Genomic DNA, 17,169 nt, shown 5'->3' with positions numbered 1-17,169 from the left:
CTATGGCCGCGCGGCCAGCAGCTCTGCGGCCCCGGCCCGGACCCGGTCGGCGGCCTCGTGGCGGACCGGGCCATAGCCACGGATCTCTTGCGGGGCCGACAGCAGGCGTTCCGCCGCCCCGGGGCCAAGGCGCGCATAGTCCTGCGCCACGGCCACCATCACACCCTCGAACCAGTCCAGAAGGTCGCGATCCAGTTTGCGATCGGCGCTGAGCGCGAAGATGTCGGCCCATGTGCCCCGCAGCGGACGCATCCGTGCCAGCAGGCGCAGCACGGGCCGCATCCACGGACCAAAGCTGGTCTTGCGCTTACGTCCCCGGCCATCGGTGCCGGTGGGCAGCAGGGGCGGGGCCAGATGATGGTGGATGGTATAGTCACCCTCGAACTGACGGGCGATGTCCGCGGCAAAGGCGGGGTCCGAATGCAGGCGCGCGACCTCGTATTCATCCTTGATGGCCATCAGCCGATAGAGCGATATGGCCGCCGCGCGCAGGACCGTCTGGGGCGCCTCGCGGGGCAGGGCGGCACGCAGGACCTCCAGCCGGTCGGTATAACGGCGTGCATAGGCGGCATTCTGATACCCCGTCAGCAGACCGGCGCGATGGGCGATGATCTCATCGGTGGTCTGCGGCGCGGGGGGCGTGTGATCGGTCAGATGCGGGGCCAGCGCCGCAGGGCTGGCAGCCAGCACGCGGCCCAGATCAAAGGCCGTGGAATTTTTTCCCACCGCGACGCCGTTCAGCGCGATGGCCTGTTTCAGGGCCATTTCGCTTAGCGGCACCAGCCCTTGCTGCCATGCCGCGCCCAGCAGCATGATATTGGCAAAGACCGCATCGCCCATCAGCCGCTCGGCCATGTGGTTGGCGTCGAAGGCCAGCAGATTCGCGGCACCGACAGTCTGGGCGATCAGGTCTTCGCGCGCGGGGATGCGCAGATCGGCGTCGCGGTTCAGCACCAGATCGCCGGTGGGCATCGGCGCGCGGTTCAGCACGACCTGCGTGCCCTGGCGGTAATGGACCGAGGCTCTGGGCGAGGAACAGACCACCGCGTCGCAGCCGATGACGGCATCGGCATGGCCGCGCCCGATCCGCACCTGATGAATGTCTGCGGGGCGCGCGGCCAGCCGCACATAGCCCAGAACGGTCCCGAATTTCTGCGCAAAGCCGGTGAAATCCAGCACGCTGGCGCCCTTGCCTTCGAGATGTGCGGCCATGGTGATCAGCGCCCCCACGGTCACGACGCCGGTGCCGCCGACGCCTGCGACCAGCAGTTCGAACGGGCGGGCCAGTTCGGGCACCGACGGGTGCGGCAGATCGCGGCGCAGCGCCGCCATGTCCAGCCCGGCAGGCGCGGGCTTGCGCCGCTGCCCCCCCTCGATGGTGACAAAGCTGGGGCAGAATCCGTCGAGGCAGGTGAAATCCTTGTTGCAGCTGGACAGGTTGATGCGGCGCTTGCGGCCCAGAGGGGTCTCGACCGGTTCGACGCTGAGACAGTTCGACGCGACCGAACAATCGCCGCATCCCTCGCAGACGGCGGGGTTGATGACGGCAAACCGGGCAGGGTCCGGGGACTTGCCGCGTTTGCGGCGGCGGCGCGTTTCGGTGGCGCAGGTCTGTTCATAGATCAGCACGGTGACGCCCCGGATCTGGCGCAGCTCGCGCTGGACCGCATCCAGCCGGTTGCGGTGATCCAGCGTGGTGCCGGACGGGAACCGGCGCAGGTCGATCCCCTCGGGGCGGTCGCTGACCAGCGCGATCCGGGTCACGCCCTCGGCCCGGCAGCTTTGTGCGATGGCCTCGACGCTGACCGGGCCATCGACGGGCTGCCCGCCCGTCATCGCCACCGCGTCGTTATACAGGATCTTGTAGGTGATGTTCGCGCCCGCCGCGATCGCCTGCCGGACCGCCAGAGAGCCGGAATGATACCACGTTCCCTCACCCAGATTCTGGAACATGTGCCGCCCGCCGTTCCAGCGCTGCGCCACGGCCAGAGGCACGCCTTCGCCACCCATCTGCGCATAGCCAAGCGTGTCGCGGTTCATCCAGCCCGCCATGACATGACAGCCGATGCCGCTGGCCGCCTGACTGCCCTGCGGCACTCTGGTCGAGGTGTTGTGCGGGCAGCCCGAGCAGAAATAGGGCGTCCGGGTGGCGCCGGGCACCGACAGGACGGGGGCGGGCGTTTCGGTCAATGCGCGGGCGCGGTCGGCCAGCCCTTCGCCCGGACAGAACACCGCCAGCCGTTCGGCCAGAACCGGCACCAGCAGCAACGGGCTCAGTTCGCCCGTCCATGGCAACAACGGCTCGCCCGCCGCGCGGTGCTTGCCAACCATCTTGCGGGGCTTGGCACCGGGCCAGTCGTAGAAATATTCCTTGAACTGGCTTTCGATGATGCCGCGCTTTTCCTCGATCACCAGCACCTCGTCCTTGCCGGTGACAAAGGCGAGTGCATCGCGGCGGGCCAGCGGCCAGACCATGCCCACCTTGTAGATGTCGATACCAAAGCGGCGGCAGGCCGCCTCGTCCAGACCCAGAAGGCGCAAGGCCTCCATCGTGTCCAGATGCGCCTTGCCGGTGGTGACGATGCCGAACCGGGCGTCGGGCAGGTCATAAATGCGGCGGTCGATGGGGTTGGCCTCGGCAAAAGCCTCGACCGCGCGCAGCTTGTGGCCGATGCGGGTCTCGATCTCGGGGCTGGGCAGGTCCGACAGGCGCACATGGATGCCGCCCGGCGGGCCGGTGAAATCAGGCTGGACGAAAACACGGTCGGCGGGCAGGTCCAGCGATTGCGCGGATTCGACGGTTTCCGAGATGGCCTTGAACCCCACCCATGTGCCGCTGAAGCGCGACAGGGCGATGCCATATTCGCCAAATTCCAGATATTCCGCGACCGAGGCCGGGTTCAGCACCGGCATGAACCACGACATGAACGCCACATCCGACTGATGCGGCATCGAGGACGACACGCAGCCATGATCATCGCCCGCCACCACCAGCACGCCGCCCCTCGGCGCGCTGCCATAGGCGTTGCCGTGTTTCAGGGCATCGCCCGACCGGTCCACCCCCGGACCCTTGCCATACCACATCGAGAACACACCCTCGACCTGACAGTCGGGGGCCAGCACGGCCTGCTGTGCGCCCAGGATCGCGGTTGCGGCGAGATCCTCGTTGACGGCGGGCAGGAATTCGATCCGCGCCTCGGCCAGCCGCGCCTTCTGGCGCCACATTTCCTGATCGACGCCGCCAAGCGGCGACCCGCGATAGCCCGACACGAAGCCTGCCGTATTGCGCCCCGCCAGCCGGTCGCGCCGCGCCTGATCCAGCATGATCCGCACCAGCGCCTGCGTGCCCGTCAGAAACACCCGCCCCTGCGCCCGGTCATAGCGGTCGTTCAACTGATAGGTCTCAAAACCGGTCTGATGCTGGGTCATTCGTGGCCTCTGGCTGCGGCGGGTCTGTGGCACGGCCAGGATACCCGGCAGGCAATGAAATATTTCGCCAAACTTCTGGATACAGGGGCGAATGGTGGATAATCTGACCGGAATTCTGCCTTCAGGTGAAACGCCATGCCGACCGAGGATGAGATCACCGCCCGCCTGCTGACCGAACTGCGTCAGGACAGCCGCATCTCGAATGCCGAGCTGGCGCAGCGGGTGGGGCTGTCACCGTCCTCGTGCTGGCGGCGTGTGCGCATGCTGGAAGAGACAGGCGCGATCCGTCGCTATACCGTCGATCTGGATGACGAGGTGCTGGGCCAGCAGTTCAAGGCCATCGTGCATGTGAACCTAGTGCGCCACGATCAGGCGCTGGTGCGGGACTTTATCCGCATGACGCGCACGACCGATGCGGTGCGGGCCTGCTATGCCACCACCGGCACGGCGGATTATCACCTGCATGTCACCTGCCGCGACCTGCACGCCTATAACCGCTTTCTCGACGATCACCTTCTGTCGCTGCCTGCGGTCAAGGGCGCCCAGACCTTTCTGGTGCTGAAAACCATCAAGGATTAGGCCGCACCCTTGCTGCGCATCCCAAAGGCAGACCCGCAGACGGCGCTGTGCTATGCTGCGTCCACGCCGTTCAGACCACCGCATCCAGGGGAAAGCTGCGCGCCATGTCGCTGACCACACAGCCCGATCCGACCCGCAGCCTGCTTGCCCCCGAGATCGCGCTGTTGCTGGGCCATTGGGTCACGCTTCTGGCGCTGGCGGTCGTGCTTCTGGCCATTGCCGGGCGGGTGGGGCGCGGCGTCGGGCTGCCCTATATCTTCCGAGAGGACGAGCAGGTGTTTGCGCCCGGCCGGAACGCCGACCCAAACGCCACACCCCGCCAACAGGCCGTGCATCTGGCGCTGGCCAGCCCTGCGCTGTGGTCCGGCTTTGGCTTTGTCGCGACCTTCGGGCTGTTCTGGATCGCGGCCCATATCCCTCGGCCTGTTGGCTGTGCAGGCTGCGCCACGCTGCTGTTTGACCGGCAGGCTGCACCACGGGGCGGGATATGGCTGTTGGTCGCGCTGAGTGTCGCGGCGGGTCTGGTGCTTGTCGCAAGCTGGACCGAGCTGCGCCGGCAGCTGGCAGATTTCACCACCCGCGACGGCCGCGCAATCCGGGCCGAGATGCTGCGCACGGCCATCGGCTGCGTGATGGGGGCGGCGCTGGCCCTGCTGGCATGGCTGATCGCGCCGCTGGCGTCCGGCGCGATACGCAACTGGATTGTGGCCGCGCCCTATCTGGGCCTGCTGGTCTGGCTGTTCTGGCGGCGCAGCGTGCTGCCCTGCCTGTCGCTGTTCAGCCTGATCATCGGCGTGATTCTTGTCGGCCTGTTGCTGCCCGACGCTCTGCGCCCCTGGTCCGAAGCTCTGCTGGCGCTGCTGGTGGTGGTGATCATCGTCATCAACCGGGGGCGTACACGCTATCGCCTGCCGGGGTTCGAGGCGCTGTATGACCAACCTCTGAACCCACAGAACAAGGACGAGACCGCGCAGCCGCAGCCGTCAGACAGCGCGCCCGCCCTGATCCCACCGGTTGTGGCGCTGAACGGCTGGCTGGCGCGGCGGCACAGCAGCGGGCGGCAGGACAAGCCGGTGCTGGTGCTGGTCGCGACCTCGGGCGGGGCCTATCGCGCCGCATTCTGGACGGCGTTGCTGCTGGACCGGCTGATCGCCGACAGCAGGCCCGGCGGGCGCTGGCCGGGACTGGCGGATGACATCCGGCTGCTGACGGGCGCCTCGGGCGGGATGGTCGGCGCCGCCTATTTCGCCGCCATGGCCGCCGAGGGTACGCTGCCCGATGGCATCGCCGACCGGATCAGCCGCGACACAAAGCGGCGGATGGGTTCCGCCGACGGGGATGCGCGCCTGCACCCGATCGCCCGCGACAGCCTGTCGCCCATCGTGCACCGGATGGTCACCCGCGATCTGGGCCACCTGATCTGGCCGGGCAGGCCGCGCGATGACCGTGGCCGGGTGCTGGACCGCCAATGGACCACGCTGGAGCGCAGCTTTGCCTCGGTTCGCCATTCCGAAATGCAGGGGATCGCGCCCTCGGTCATCCTGTCGCCGATGCTGGTCGAGACGGGGGCCGTGGCGCTGTTTTCCAATCTGGATCTGATGGCGCTGCGGCGGCGGGCCTTGCCGCCCGATGCGGCAGATGGCGATGAGAACAAGGCCTCGGTCGAGGTGTTCCGGACCTTCGGCGGCAGTCAGGACCGGGTCAGCATCGCCACGGCCGTGCGGCTGAACGCGACCTTTCCCTATGTCTCGCCGGCGATTTCGCTGCCGACCTCTCCCGACCGGCGCCCGGTGGACGCGGGATATTACGACAACTATGGCATCGACCTGCTGACCGGCTGGCTGGATCAGCCCGAAATCCGCAACTGGATCGCCGCCAACTGCGCCCGCGTCGCGGTGATCCGGATCCGCGCCTTTCCTGCCGAGCCGCTGACCCGGCCGCCCTCGGGGGCGGCGCGGGCCATGCAGTTCCTGACCAGCCCGATCGAGGGGCTGATGAGCGCGCGCCGCTCGGGGCAGATGTTTCGCAATGATCAGCAGCTTGCCCAGACCCGGCGACAGTATGAAGCCGCAATGGGCCGCGAGGCGTTCGATGTCTTTACATTCGAGGCCAACACGGATGTTTCGCTCAGCTGGTATCTGCGCTGTGACGAGTTTCGCGCGCTGGACCGGCTGCTCTGCCCGCCGGTGGCGGAAGATCTGGTCTGGGATGCGGATCAGATCCGGAACCGCGCCGCCGCGCCGCCACCACATGCCGGTCTGCCAACGTCGCCCGGCCTGACCCGCAAACAGATCGAGGACTGGTCGACACCACATTTCCAGAACGACCACGAGATGTTGATCGCCGCACTTCAGCGCCGCGATCCACAGGCGCTGTGGGCGCAGTTCCTGCATCACCGCGCCAAGATCGCCGGGGAACTGACGCGGCTTGAGACCTTTTGCGGGCGCAGCAACCAACCCTGACGCCCGCATGACGTTACGGCCTAACCCCGCACGGAACCCGTCCGCAGCGGGCACAGGGCCTCATTCGTCACGTAATACTGCCGGAACCAGTCGACATAGGCGCGCGCGCCCTCCTGCACCGAGGTCCGGGGCGTATACCCGGTCAGTTTGCGCAACAGGCTGGTATCGGCCCAGGTGGCGGGGACATCGCCGGGCTGGATCGGCAGCATCTCTTTGCGCGCCTTGATCCCGGCGGCCTGTTCGATGGCCGCGATGAAATCCAGAAGCTGCACGGATTCGCCGTTGCCGATATTGACCACGCGCCAGGGGGCAACCGGGGACAGGCTATCGCCATCGACCGGAACCGTCCCCGGAACCGCGTCCAGCAACAGCCGGATGCCACGGACCAGATCGCTGACATAGGTAAAGTCGCGTCGCATGTCGCCGTGGTTAAAGACCTTGATGGGCCGCCCTTCAAAGATGGCCGAGGTGAACAGATAGGGCGCCATGTCGGGCCGGCCCCACGGGCCATAGACGGTGAAGAACCGGAACATGGTCACCGGCAGCCCGAAAAGATGGGCGTAGCTGTGCGCCATCATCTCGGTCGACTTCTTGGTCGCAGCGTAGAACGACATCTGTGTATCAGCCGGATCGGTCTCGCGATACGGCATCTCGGTATTCGCGCCATAGACCGAGCTGGTCGACGCCATCATCAGATGCGCGGGCTTGTGGACGCGCGCAGCCTCCAGCAGCTCGAAACTGCCCATCAGGTTGGATTCGGCATAGCATCTCGGATTTTCGATCGAATAGCGCACGCCTGCCTGCGCGGCCAGATGGATGACGGCCCAGGGCTTGTGGGTGGCAAACAGGTCCATCAGCAAACCCGGCTCTTCGGCTTGCCCGCAGACAGCGGTATAGTTCGGGTGGTCGATCAGAAGTGCTTCGCGGTCGGATTTGAGTTTGGTTACATAATAGTCATTATGGCTATCAAACCCGATGACACGGTAGCCTTCGGCCAGCAGCAGTTGCGAAAGGTGAAAGCCGATGAAGCCAGCGCTTCCGGTCACGAGAATGGTCTGCATCAATCGACTCCGAACAGGTCACGGGTGAAAACCTTGTCCGGCACATCGGCAAGGTCGGGGCTTTTCCGGTTGGCCACGATCAGATCCGCCTCGGCCTTGAAGGCCGACAGGTCACGGACGACGCGGCTGTTGAAGAAATGACTGTCGTCCAGCACCGGCTCATAGACGATGCACTCGATCCCCTTGGCCTTGATCCGCTTCATGATTCCCTGGATCGAGCTGTCGCGGAAATTGTCCGAGCCCCATTTCATCACCAGCCGGTGGATGCCGACGACGCGGGGTTTGCGGGCAATGATCAGGTCCGAGATAAAGTCCTTGCGGGTGCGGTTGGACTGCACAATCGCGGCGATCAGGTTCTGCGGCACCCGGTCGTAATTCGCCAGAAGCTGCTTGGTGTCCTTGGGCAGACAATAGCCGCCATAGCCGAAGCTGGGGTTGTTGTAGTGCCCGCCCACGCGCGGATCGAGGCTGACGCCTTCGATGATCTCGCGCGTGTTCAGGCCGTGGGCGATGGAATAGCTGTCCAACTCGTTGAAGAACGCCACGCGCATGGCGAGGAAGGTGTTTGAAAACAGCTTGATCGCTTCGGCCTCGACCGGGCTGGTGAAGAGAACCGGAATATCCGTGGCCTCTGCCCCTTCGATCAGCAGATCGGCAAAGCGACGGGCGGCGTCGGAATGGTCGCCCACCACGATGCGCGAGGGGTGAAGGTTGTCATAAAGCGCCCTGCCCTCGCGCAGGAATTCAGGTGAAAACAGGATGTGATCGGTTCCGTGTTCAGCGCGCATCCGGGTGACGAAGCCGACAGGAACGGTCGATTTCACCACGATCGTGGCGTCCGGCGCATGAGAACGGGCCTGCGCGATGACCGTCTCGACGCTGGAGGTGTCGAAGCGGTTGGTCTGGCTGTCATAGTTCGTGGGCGTGGCGATGATCACGAAATCGGCGCCGGGCAGCGCTGCGGCAGGATCTGTCACCGCCCGCAGATCCAGTTCCCGCCCGGTCAGGAAGGCGCTGATCTCGGTATCCTCGATGGGCGAATGACCACTGTTGACCATGGCCGCGCGGTCGTCGTTGATTTCGAGCGCGCGGACACTGTGCTGCTGCGCCAGAAGAACAGCGTTGGACAGGCCGACATAGCCCAGTCCGACGACCGTGATGTTCACTTTCTTTGCCATACTCGCTCACTCGTTAAAAAACAGAAAATCAGTGCTGGGTCTGGTCGACCTCTGCGACTGTAAAAAAGAACTCGCTGTGCGGATCGCGGCCCACGACCTCGTCGGGGATCGCCTGCGGCCCCGCCAGATAGACGTTCGAGCCGAAATGACCGTGCAGGCGCGACAGTTTCCGAAGCCGCGGACTGGTCAGCTCGGCATGAAAGGCCTGATATTTCGGCTGAGATTTCAGCTCGCTGATCTTCGCCTGGTGGGCCGCGACGCAGGCCTCGTGGGCGGCGCGGATTTCAGGGTCGGCCAGCAGACGGTCGTATTCAGCCTGCAAAGGCGGCAGGATGCGGGCCATGCGCGCATCCTCCTCGACGTTGTGGTTCATGCGGAACCAGTAGGCCATGCCCTGATCGCGGTCGACATGGTTGACACGGCCCCGGTCGCGCTTGACCAGAAAGCTCTCGGCCGAGCGCACGGCGTAATGGTTCAGCGACACCAGATCATAGCCATAGGTGCCCGAATGCGACCGCCACGCGTTGCGCCACTGGTTCTTTGGCAGCGGCTTGCCCGAGCCGTTGACCCATCTGATCCGGTCCACCGCTGTCGGCAGCAGCCCCTTGGGACGGTGGACCCCCATTTTCCGGAACAGCCCGATATTGCGATAGAGCGTCTTGAACCCCCAGGCCTGATGCGGCTTGTTGGCGAAGGCGCGGGCGCAGCGGGTAAAGTCCTGCGTGATGAACCCATCGCGAAACTGGTCGATGTCGTTATTGCCGAACAGCCGCCATGTCAGCGAGATCATGTTGGCCCCGCCCACGGCCTCGAACAGGGTCCGCAATGTGCCGTCGCCGGTGTGGATGGCGATATATTCGTCGACATCCATGCAGATCGACCAATCCGCCTGCCGGACCAGATCCTCGTCATTGGCGGCATCCAGCGCGGCATGCTGCGGCTTCATCCTCACCTGCCGATAGGGGTTGTCCCGCCACTGACACAGACCCTTGCGCTCCAGAAGCCGCAGGAAGCTGTCGGTCCCGTCGGTGCAGTCATTCGTATAGATCAGGAAATCATCGACCCCGATCGCCCGGTGATAGGCAATCCATTCCAGAATGAACGGGCCTTCGTTCTTCATCGTCGTGACGATGCAGACCCGGTCGCCGAGGGGGTTGCCATCCGCGTCCAGACGGGCCTCGACCGGCAGTTCCTGCGGTTGGCGCAAGGGCTCTGCGCCTGCCGCCAGCGCAAGCTCCAGCAACGCCTTGTCTTCGATCAGGCTGGTCTTGGGGACGATCTGGCCGATGCCTGTATCGCCGGCGCGGCCATAGCGCAGCGCCATGAACCGGTGGAACGCCAGCGCGCGCGGATAGGCCTTGGCGCCCAGCACCCGCTCTCGCATCCAGATCGCGCCGTCGGGCAGATGGCCCGGCGCCACGCACCACCGCCAGTCACCCGAACTGTCATCGAACCGGATGCAGATGTGATCGCCAAAGCTGGCATCGGCGTCCTTGCGCAGGCTCCACGGATAGGCCCGCGTCCCGCGCAGCGCGGTAATGCCCATCGGCGCAAGCTGGGCCTGCTGAAACATGGTCGCGCCGGTGGGCAGGGGCGAGACGAGGTCCATCACTTCCAGATTGGCCACCGCGCGGGCGCGCGCCAGAAACCGGTGCCGCATCAGGTCGAACAGCAGCTTATAGGACAGGGGCGCGTGCCAGGCATCAGGCTCGGGCGCGGCGATGCGGTCCTTGCCGGGCGCATCGGGCGCGTTCATGGGATGGGTTTCGTGACCCTTCCCGGCATCGCCCAGAGGGCAATCGACATCGACGATGACGATGGTGACGCCGTGCAGCTCCGCACCGGCCACAGGATCCTGCGCCAGCAGATCGTGCAGGTCGGACGCCTTCTGATCCGCCGTGCCCGGCCTGCCCCGCTCGATGATCAGGGCGCCGTCGATGGCGTGGTGGCGCCGGTGCCACAGCAGCCAGTCGCGCAGGACGACCGGGGTTTCGGTATTGCAGTGCCCCATGACCACATCGCGCCCGGCGAAAAGCGCGGTCTCGTCCGGGCTGACCGGAAGGCGGACGTCAACGCCCTGCACGGGCAGACGCACCTGACCGTCGGCATCGCACAACACGTCCGCCACAGGCGCACCCGAGACGACGCGCGACCAGACGACGCCGCCGGTTCCCTCGGGCGCAAGCGGCGCAGATTCGGCCATGTCGCGCAGGTACAGCCGTGCCATCCGCCCGTCCTGCCCCATGGGCAGAACCGACATGACATCTACGCAACGGGTCTGTCCGCCATCGTCGACGGGAACAGACACCGCCTGGACGGTACGGCGAAGGATCTGGTTAAGTACACACATAAAGAATATCAATTTCAAGATCTTACGATATATAGCCTGTGAACCGGCGCATGCACAGGGGATACGACAAACTCTTCACAGCACTCCCTTTCCGTGTGTCCGCAGTGCTTGCCACCGTGCCGGTCAGGCACTATCAGCCGCACAGGTTTCGCCTCCGGGCGATCGCAAACAGGCCATGGCCGGTTGTCCGGTCTGGCTGCACCGACCGGAAGATGATCCGGGACAGGACCCTATGGCTCAGGACCGCGCCTTCTGGCAGCACGTCAATCTTGTCGTCATCACCCGAAGCAATTCGGATCAGGAGGCGCGCGCGCGCCACTGCTGCACCGAGGCGCTGGCCGCGGGGCTGGCCAGCGCCGTTCACCTTTCGCCCACCGATCTTGCGGCGCGGCCCGAAGGGCGTGACCTGCCGCCGTCGCTGCGGGCCGATCCGCGCGCCGCATTCCGCGCCACCGTGCCCGCCTATCTGGCGGGGCGCCTTGCCGCGCTGCCGCCCGAGCATGTTCTGGTCATCCAGATCATCGAGGATCACGAGGACAGGCCGATCTTTCACGCAGACGCCCGCATGCAGGCGATGCTGGCGCGGACCGGCGATGAGGGCTTCTATGGGCAGGCGCTGTGCTGGCCGCATCTTCACCACGTCAGAACCGATTGTCTGGTGCGGATGGATGCCGATGACGAAACGGTCACCGGGGCGCCCTATGCCCTGCCCTCTCCCGCAGTTTTCCGGCCGACCGGGATGGCGCATTATTTCCTTGAAGACTGGAGCGCGCTGGCACGCGATCCGGCGGTGTCGCTTGGCCTGCCCGACACGCTTGCGCCCGCATCGCCGCTGCTGCGGCGCCACGAAGAGGCCTGGGCCGCCGGATCTGTGCTGGCCCATCTGCGCGGCCTCCCGCTGATCTCACTCGATCCGCTGGCCGCAGGCGAGGACGCCGGCGCCGCGCAGCTGTGCGAGCATCGGCTGACCTGTGGCGGGTTGCGCCTTGCCGAGGCCGCCGAGTGGCTTGAGGGCGGCGGCATGGCGCGGACGGGCGAGGCGGTCACGGCCGTCAGCTTTGACAGGCTGCGCGATCAGGTGAATGGCCTGCTGGCCAAGGGCGAGGGCCGCTTTTGCGAGGATCACGTCGAGGCGCTGATCGACGCCTGCCGCCATACCGATCTGTTGTTCTTCGCCCTGTCGAACGAGGATTCAGACCCGTTCCGCAGGCTGCGTCAGAACACCTGTGCGAAGATGAATCTGGCCTGGGCCGAGCATGTTCTGGACGGCGGCTGCCTGCGCCCCGAAGATCTGCCGGATCTGATGCGCCATGCCTGCCTGTCGGCACTGACCTGTCAGGACGGGCTGACCTCGGTTCTGGGGGGCACGATGGTCTGGCTGTGTCTGGGCAAGGCAGGTCGGCGCAGCTTCAGGGGGTTCTTTGGCCCGCTGGTCTCGTCCGAGGGTCGCGCGGCGATGAAGCGCTTTGTCCTCGGACTGTCGGGGAGCGAGCTTGCCGGTCTTCTGGCGATCCGGAATCCCGACTCGCCCGAGGGCCGGGACATGGCGCGGCGCATGACCGACTGGATCACCATCGGCGGCTGACCCCCTGCCCTGCCGGGCGGCATGGCAGGGGGTGGCGGTCTCAGGCGGGCTTGTCCGCCTGCGTCGGCGCCTTGCCGTCCAGCGTCGCCATCCCAAGCCTGATCGCCCGGTTGTCGCCATGCGCCAGCACCCATCGTCCGACGCGTCGCGCCAGATCGGGGCGATTGCGGACCAGTGCGCGGCGGAACAGCTCTTTCTGATAGCGGGCAAAGCGGTGGCGTGCGCGCAGATCGCGGTAAAAGTTCGCGGGCTCCAGCGTGCCCGACAAAGCCGCCAGAATGGTCCGTGACAACAACCCCATCTGCGACAGGGCCGAGCCCAGCCTGTGGCCCATCAGCGGGCAGCGCAGCTTGATGACATTGTCGCCGGTAAAGCGCGCGACATGCCCCGAATCCAGCGGCTCGTAGGGGTCATAAAGGATGGTGACAGCCCGCGCATCGCGGCTGGCCTCGGCGGCGTCGCCATAGGGCCCCGAATAGTCAAAGCCCCATGCCGTGTGATAGCGCGTCTCGAACGGCACCACGGATTTGTCCAGCGTCGATTGCGGGCTGATCACGACCACATCGGCCCCCGGACAGGCGGCGCTGAACGCCGCCGCCGCATAGCCGCCCATCGAGGCGCCATAGAACACGACGCGCTTGTAGCGGCGAAAGAACCCATCATCGCGCAGGCGGTCGAAGGTTTCCGCAACCCATGGCTCGCGGTACCATGTCCAGCCACCGGCCAGCACGCCCAGCATCGACCAGCCCTGCTTTTCGATGAAATCATAGCCCCACGGCCTGCGGTCCGTGCGCTTGTTCATGGCGATGTCGAGGTTGTCGAAGGTGACGACCAGAACGTCGCTGCTGCGGGGGACATGCAGGAAACTGTGCCCCTTCGGACCTTCGGTGAAGAACCCGTCCGCCCCCGCCAGCCCCTGCGCGATCTCGGACCAGGCCATATCGGCTTCAGGTGCGGGCGGATTGGGCCGCATCACGGCGCGGCGCAGTTCGGGGCCGTCAAGCTCGGTCAGGGTTTCCGTCACCCCGAACCGCCGCAGATAGGGATAGGCGCCCGAGCCCTTGCGGATATCCAGATACAGCCTGCTGTCGGCATGCAGCCCGCGCTGCAGGATGGGCGTGATATGCTTGATCTTCGCACTGTCCCCGAACCCCTTCAGCGACAGCACGACATCCGCCCCGACCAGATCCGCCTCGCGCGAGATGACCCGGATCGCCTCGGGATCGACGCCCCTGTCCGTCAGCGTGGTGACATAGGCCCGCATCGCGTCGGGCTGCTGTCCGAACTGCCCCTTCTGGTCCAGATCGACAACATGTACGGCGCAGTCGTCGCGCGCATGAAGCGAGATGACCAGCGCGGGCGACCGCCCCCCCACATCCATCAGCGTGCCCGCGACTGTCGGCACCTGCTCCAGCAGCGCGGTATCGAACGAGGTCGTGTTGCGCCCCGTGATCGGCGCCAGTGCCGGATTGATCCCGTGCCGCGCTAGCGCCTTTTCCCACCACGATCCGGTCGGCGGCAGGCCAAGGTGGTGGTTTCCCAGCTCTCGCTTGTTCGACGCCCAGACGTGCAGCCCTGTCGTTTCCGGGGTGACGGCGCCTTCGACAAGATGGGCCGCGCGGTTGAAAACGACCCGTTCGCGGAACGAGGCCGGATAGAACGCCTGCTGTGGCTGGACCCGATCCGTCAGCCCGAATGTCCTGACATAATGGGTCAGCATCATCGGCCCCCAGACGCCCCAGGGCTGCTGGCTGACATGGACCGGCTTGCCCGCCGCCCGCAGATCGGAAAACGCCTTCTGATCCTTGCGGGACAGAAATGGCGCGACCGAGTATCTGTCCTCGGTGAATTCCAGCATGGATTTCAGAATGGGACTGTCAGCGGGAAGCCCCAGAACCGCGTTGTTGACGCGGGCGCTGTCGGGAAGCTCGTAGCCGAAGACATAGTCGTCATCGTACTCCAGCGGCCTGTGGCAATACACATCGGTATCCACCCAGATCATGCGCGGATTTTTCCAGATCATATGCAGCCGGAACAGATCGGCAAACAGCGCGTAGCTGTTCTTTTTCTCGTATTTGATGAAATCATCCGTGTCGATGATCTCGCGCCCGTCGCGGCAGACGACCCCGGCGGGGACGTTCGGAATGTCGTCATAGTGGAACAGCGTGATCTTCTGGCCCTGATCGACGAATGATTTCAGGCACAACTGTTCCAGCCAGCTCAGCCTGCCACCAATCCAGAGGGTTCCGACTTCACGGGCACTCGGCATCTTAAAGCCTCACTGTAAAAAACACGCGGAACGACCTCTTGCCGACGCAGATGGGCACGAAACCAGGGTCGGCTCCATCTGGTCCTTCAACATTTCTACACACAGACCATCAGTTGGTGATGCGGCCGGGCTTCGGGTGTCCCGGCCGTGCAAAGACGGATGATACCTGTTCCGTTTACAGGAAACTGCCGCGTGCCATCAAGAACTCAGCGGCCCGCGCATCATTTTCCGACACGAATTGCGCCATTTGTCAGACAGTTATCAGATCTTGTCTGCACCATTAGACCGACCGGGACCTTGTGCCGGGCAAGGCGACGGCTGCTGGATTGACATTGGCAGACAAGACTGTAGCGCTCTGCCGGGGGACACGACTGACAGGGCATTCATGCGGACCATCGTTACCACCATGCGCAACGAGGCGCCCTTCATTCTGGAATGGCTGGCCTATCACCGCGCGATCGGATTTGATTTCTTTGTCATTTTCTCAAATGATTGCGAAGACGGCACCGATGTGATGCTGGACCGGCTGCAGCAGATGGGGCTGGTGGCGCATCTGCCCAATCCGCGCCGGGGCAAGCGCCCGGTGCAGTGGACGGCCCTCAAGCGGGCCGCCAATCACAGCGCGGTCAAGAAATCCGAATGGCTGTTTGTCACGGATGTCGACGAATTTCTGAACATTCACGCGGGCGAAGGCCGCGTGGATGACCTGCTGGCCGCACGCCCGGATGCGGACGGGTTTCTGATCGGCTGGCGGATGTTCGGTGCCAATGGCAGGATCGCGTTCGAGGATGTTCCCGTCACCCGTCAGTTCACCGCCGCCGCGCCCGCGCAGATGCTGTGGCCGTGGCGCGCGGTTCAGTTCAAGGCGCTCTATCGCAACGACGGCCGCCATCCGCGCATGGGCATCCATCGCCCGCAGCGCCCGCAAAACCCGGACGCATCGCCGCCGGTCTGGGTCGACGACAATGGCGGCACGGCAGGACCCGTTCCGGGAACGATCATCCCGCACACCCGGCCGCGCTATCAGCTGGCGCAGATCAATCATTATGCGGTGGGCTCGGTCGAGAACTTTCTGGTCAAATCGGCGCGCGGCAAGCCCAACCACTCGGACGATCCCATTGATCTGGCCTATTGGATCGACCGCAATTTCAACGAGGTCGAGGATCGCAGCATCCTGCGCCACGAGGCTGCCACAGCCGAAGCGATGGCCGAACTGCTGTCCGATCCCGACCTGAGGCGGCTGCACGATGAGGGCGTCGCCTGGCGCCGCCAGCGGATCGCATCGCTGATGCAGCAATCCGATCCGTTCTATCTCTATGCGCGGATCGTACAGACGCCGCCCAGCAGATCGCTGCCGATCGAGATGCAGTCGCGATTGCTGCGCGGCCTGTTTGCCATGCGCGCCGCGCAGATGGAGGCCGCAAAGGCCTGATCCATCACTCTGCGCGATGGGCGTGCAGGTCCTGCTCGGCGCGGTTCAGGATGTTGATGCTGGCCTGACGCGAGGCCGCAGCGTCGCGGCTGACCAGCGCATCCAGCAGGGCGCGATGCGATTCCACGGTCCGGGTATAGTCATCGACCGACTTGTTCGAGGCCAGCAGCATCAGGTTCAGACCCGCCCGGATCGAGTGGATGAACTGCAGAAAGACCGGGTTGTGACTGGCCCGCAGCAGCGCCTCGTGAAAGGCCAGATCGGCGCGGGTGAAAGCCTCGGGGTCGCCATCCGCCTGCGCCATCTGCTCCAGCGCCTTTTCGATCTGTGCCAGATCGGACAGGCTGGCCCGTGCGCAGGCCAGTTCTGCCGCCGCAGGCTCGATCGCGCGGCGGGCCTCCAGCACGGCATCGGCGAAGGCGGCCACATCGAGGTAATCGGCCACCCAGCCCAGCACCTCGGCATCCAGCAGCGCCCATTCGTCGCGCGGCAGCACCACCGTGCCCACGCGCGGGCGCGAGCGGATCATGTACTTGGCCTCCAGCCCCTTGATCGCCTCGCGCACGACCGTGCGTGACACGCCAAAGCGCAGCGACAGCTCGGCCTCGGACGGCAGGTGCTGGCCGGGCATCACGTCGCCCGCCGCAATCATGCGGGCCAGATCGGCCTGAATGTCGATGCGCACACGGGGGCGTTTTCTGGTGATGTCGGCCATGATGTCCTGTCGGTCGGTTGCAGCGGCGGGCGATCGGCCCACCGTCCACAGCAAAGCAGCCGGGCGCCAAATGTACAAGTCTGTCCATCCGGTTTAATTGTCATACCAC

The 17,169-nt window shown here is 65.3% G+C and carries 10 protein-coding genes; 4 read left to right on the top strand and 6 right to left on the bottom strand.

Going from position 1 to position 17,169, the window contains the following annotated elements; translation table 11 throughout:
* Complete coding sequence (locus ACK41U_RS05065) at positions 1-3,429, bottom strand: indolepyruvate ferredoxin oxidoreductase family protein (protein ID WP_409676893.1); 3,429 nt, start codon at positions 3,427-3,429, stop codon at positions 1-3.
* Between the two features lie 135 nt (positions 3,430-3,564).
* On the opposite strand from ACK41U_RS05065, the gene ACK41U_RS05060 reads away from it, so the two are divergent.
* Both ACK41U_RS05060 and ACK41U_RS05055 read left to right on the top strand, forming a co-directional pair.
* Entirely contained in the window at positions 3,565-4,008 is a 444-nt protein-coding gene (locus ACK41U_RS05060) for an Lrp/AsnC family transcriptional regulator (protein WP_409676891.1), read from the top strand.
* 104 nt (positions 4,009-4,112) lie between these two features.
* Complete coding sequence (locus ACK41U_RS05055; RefSeq protein ID WP_409676890.1) at positions 4,113-6,470, top strand: hypothetical protein; 2,358 nt, start codon at positions 4,113-4,115, stop codon at positions 6,468-6,470.
* A 20-nt stretch (positions 6,471-6,490) separates the two neighbouring features.
* Here ACK41U_RS05055 and ACK41U_RS05050 read toward each other — a convergent pair whose 3' ends face one another.
* From ACK41U_RS05050 to ACK41U_RS05040, 3 genes are read right to left on the bottom strand one after another with little or no spacing between them, the layout of a single operon-like run.
* Positions 6,491-7,531, bottom strand: coding sequence for a GDP-mannose 4,6-dehydratase (locus tag ACK41U_RS05050; RefSeq protein WP_409676888.1), 1,041 nt, complete (start codon positions 7,529-7,531; stop codon positions 6,491-6,493).
* The gene (locus tag ACK41U_RS05045; RefSeq protein WP_409676986.1) at positions 7,531-8,697 is read right to left on the bottom strand and encodes a nucleotide sugar dehydrogenase; all 1,167 of its coding nucleotides are present in this window, start codon (positions 8,695-8,697) and stop codon (positions 7,531-7,533) included. Before ACK41U_RS05045 ends, ACK41U_RS05050 begins: the two co-directional genes overlap by 1 nt.
* Before the next feature lie 40 nt (positions 8,698-8,737).
* Positions 8,738-10,936: a glycosyltransferase family 2 protein gene (locus ACK41U_RS05040; protein WP_409676886.1), complete on the bottom strand. Its 2,199-nt coding sequence runs from the start codon at positions 10,934-10,936 to the stop codon at positions 8,738-8,740.
* 355 nt (positions 10,937-11,291) lie between these two features.
* Between ACK41U_RS05040 and ACK41U_RS05035 the strand changes: the two genes are divergently transcribed.
* Complete coding sequence (locus tag ACK41U_RS05035) at positions 11,292-12,644, top strand: hypothetical protein (protein ID WP_409676884.1); 1,353 nt, start codon at positions 11,292-11,294, stop codon at positions 12,642-12,644.
* 40 nt (positions 12,645-12,684) lie between these two features.
* Here ACK41U_RS05035 and ACK41U_RS05030 read toward each other — a convergent pair whose 3' ends face one another.
* The gene (locus ACK41U_RS05030; protein ID WP_409676882.1) at positions 12,685-14,913 is read right to left on the bottom strand and encodes a hypothetical protein; all 2,229 of its coding nucleotides are present in this window, start codon (positions 14,911-14,913) and stop codon (positions 12,685-12,687) included.
* Between the two features lie 385 nt (positions 14,914-15,298).
* On the opposite strand from ACK41U_RS05030, the gene ACK41U_RS05025 reads away from it, so the two are divergent.
* The gene (locus tag ACK41U_RS05025; RefSeq protein ID WP_409676880.1) at positions 15,299-16,345 is read left to right on the top strand and encodes a glycosyltransferase family 2 protein; all 1,047 of its coding nucleotides are present in this window, start codon (positions 15,299-15,301) and stop codon (positions 16,343-16,345) included.
* Positions 16,346-16,349: 4 nt separating this feature from the next.
* On the opposite strand, the gene ACK41U_RS05020 is transcribed toward ACK41U_RS05025, so the two are convergent.
* A complete protein-coding gene (locus ACK41U_RS05020) occupies positions 16,350-17,060 on the bottom strand; it encodes a FadR/GntR family transcriptional regulator (RefSeq protein WP_409676878.1) in 711 nt (236 codons plus the stop codon).
* Positions 17,061-17,169 lie beyond the last annotated feature (109 nt).

The sequence above is a fragment of the Paracoccus sp. (in: a-proteobacteria) genome (assembly GCF_046289755.1).
GTDB lineage: Bacteria > Pseudomonadota > Alphaproteobacteria > Rhodobacterales > Rhodobacteraceae > Paracoccus.
This window is presented reverse-complemented; position numbering and strand designations above follow the sequence as displayed.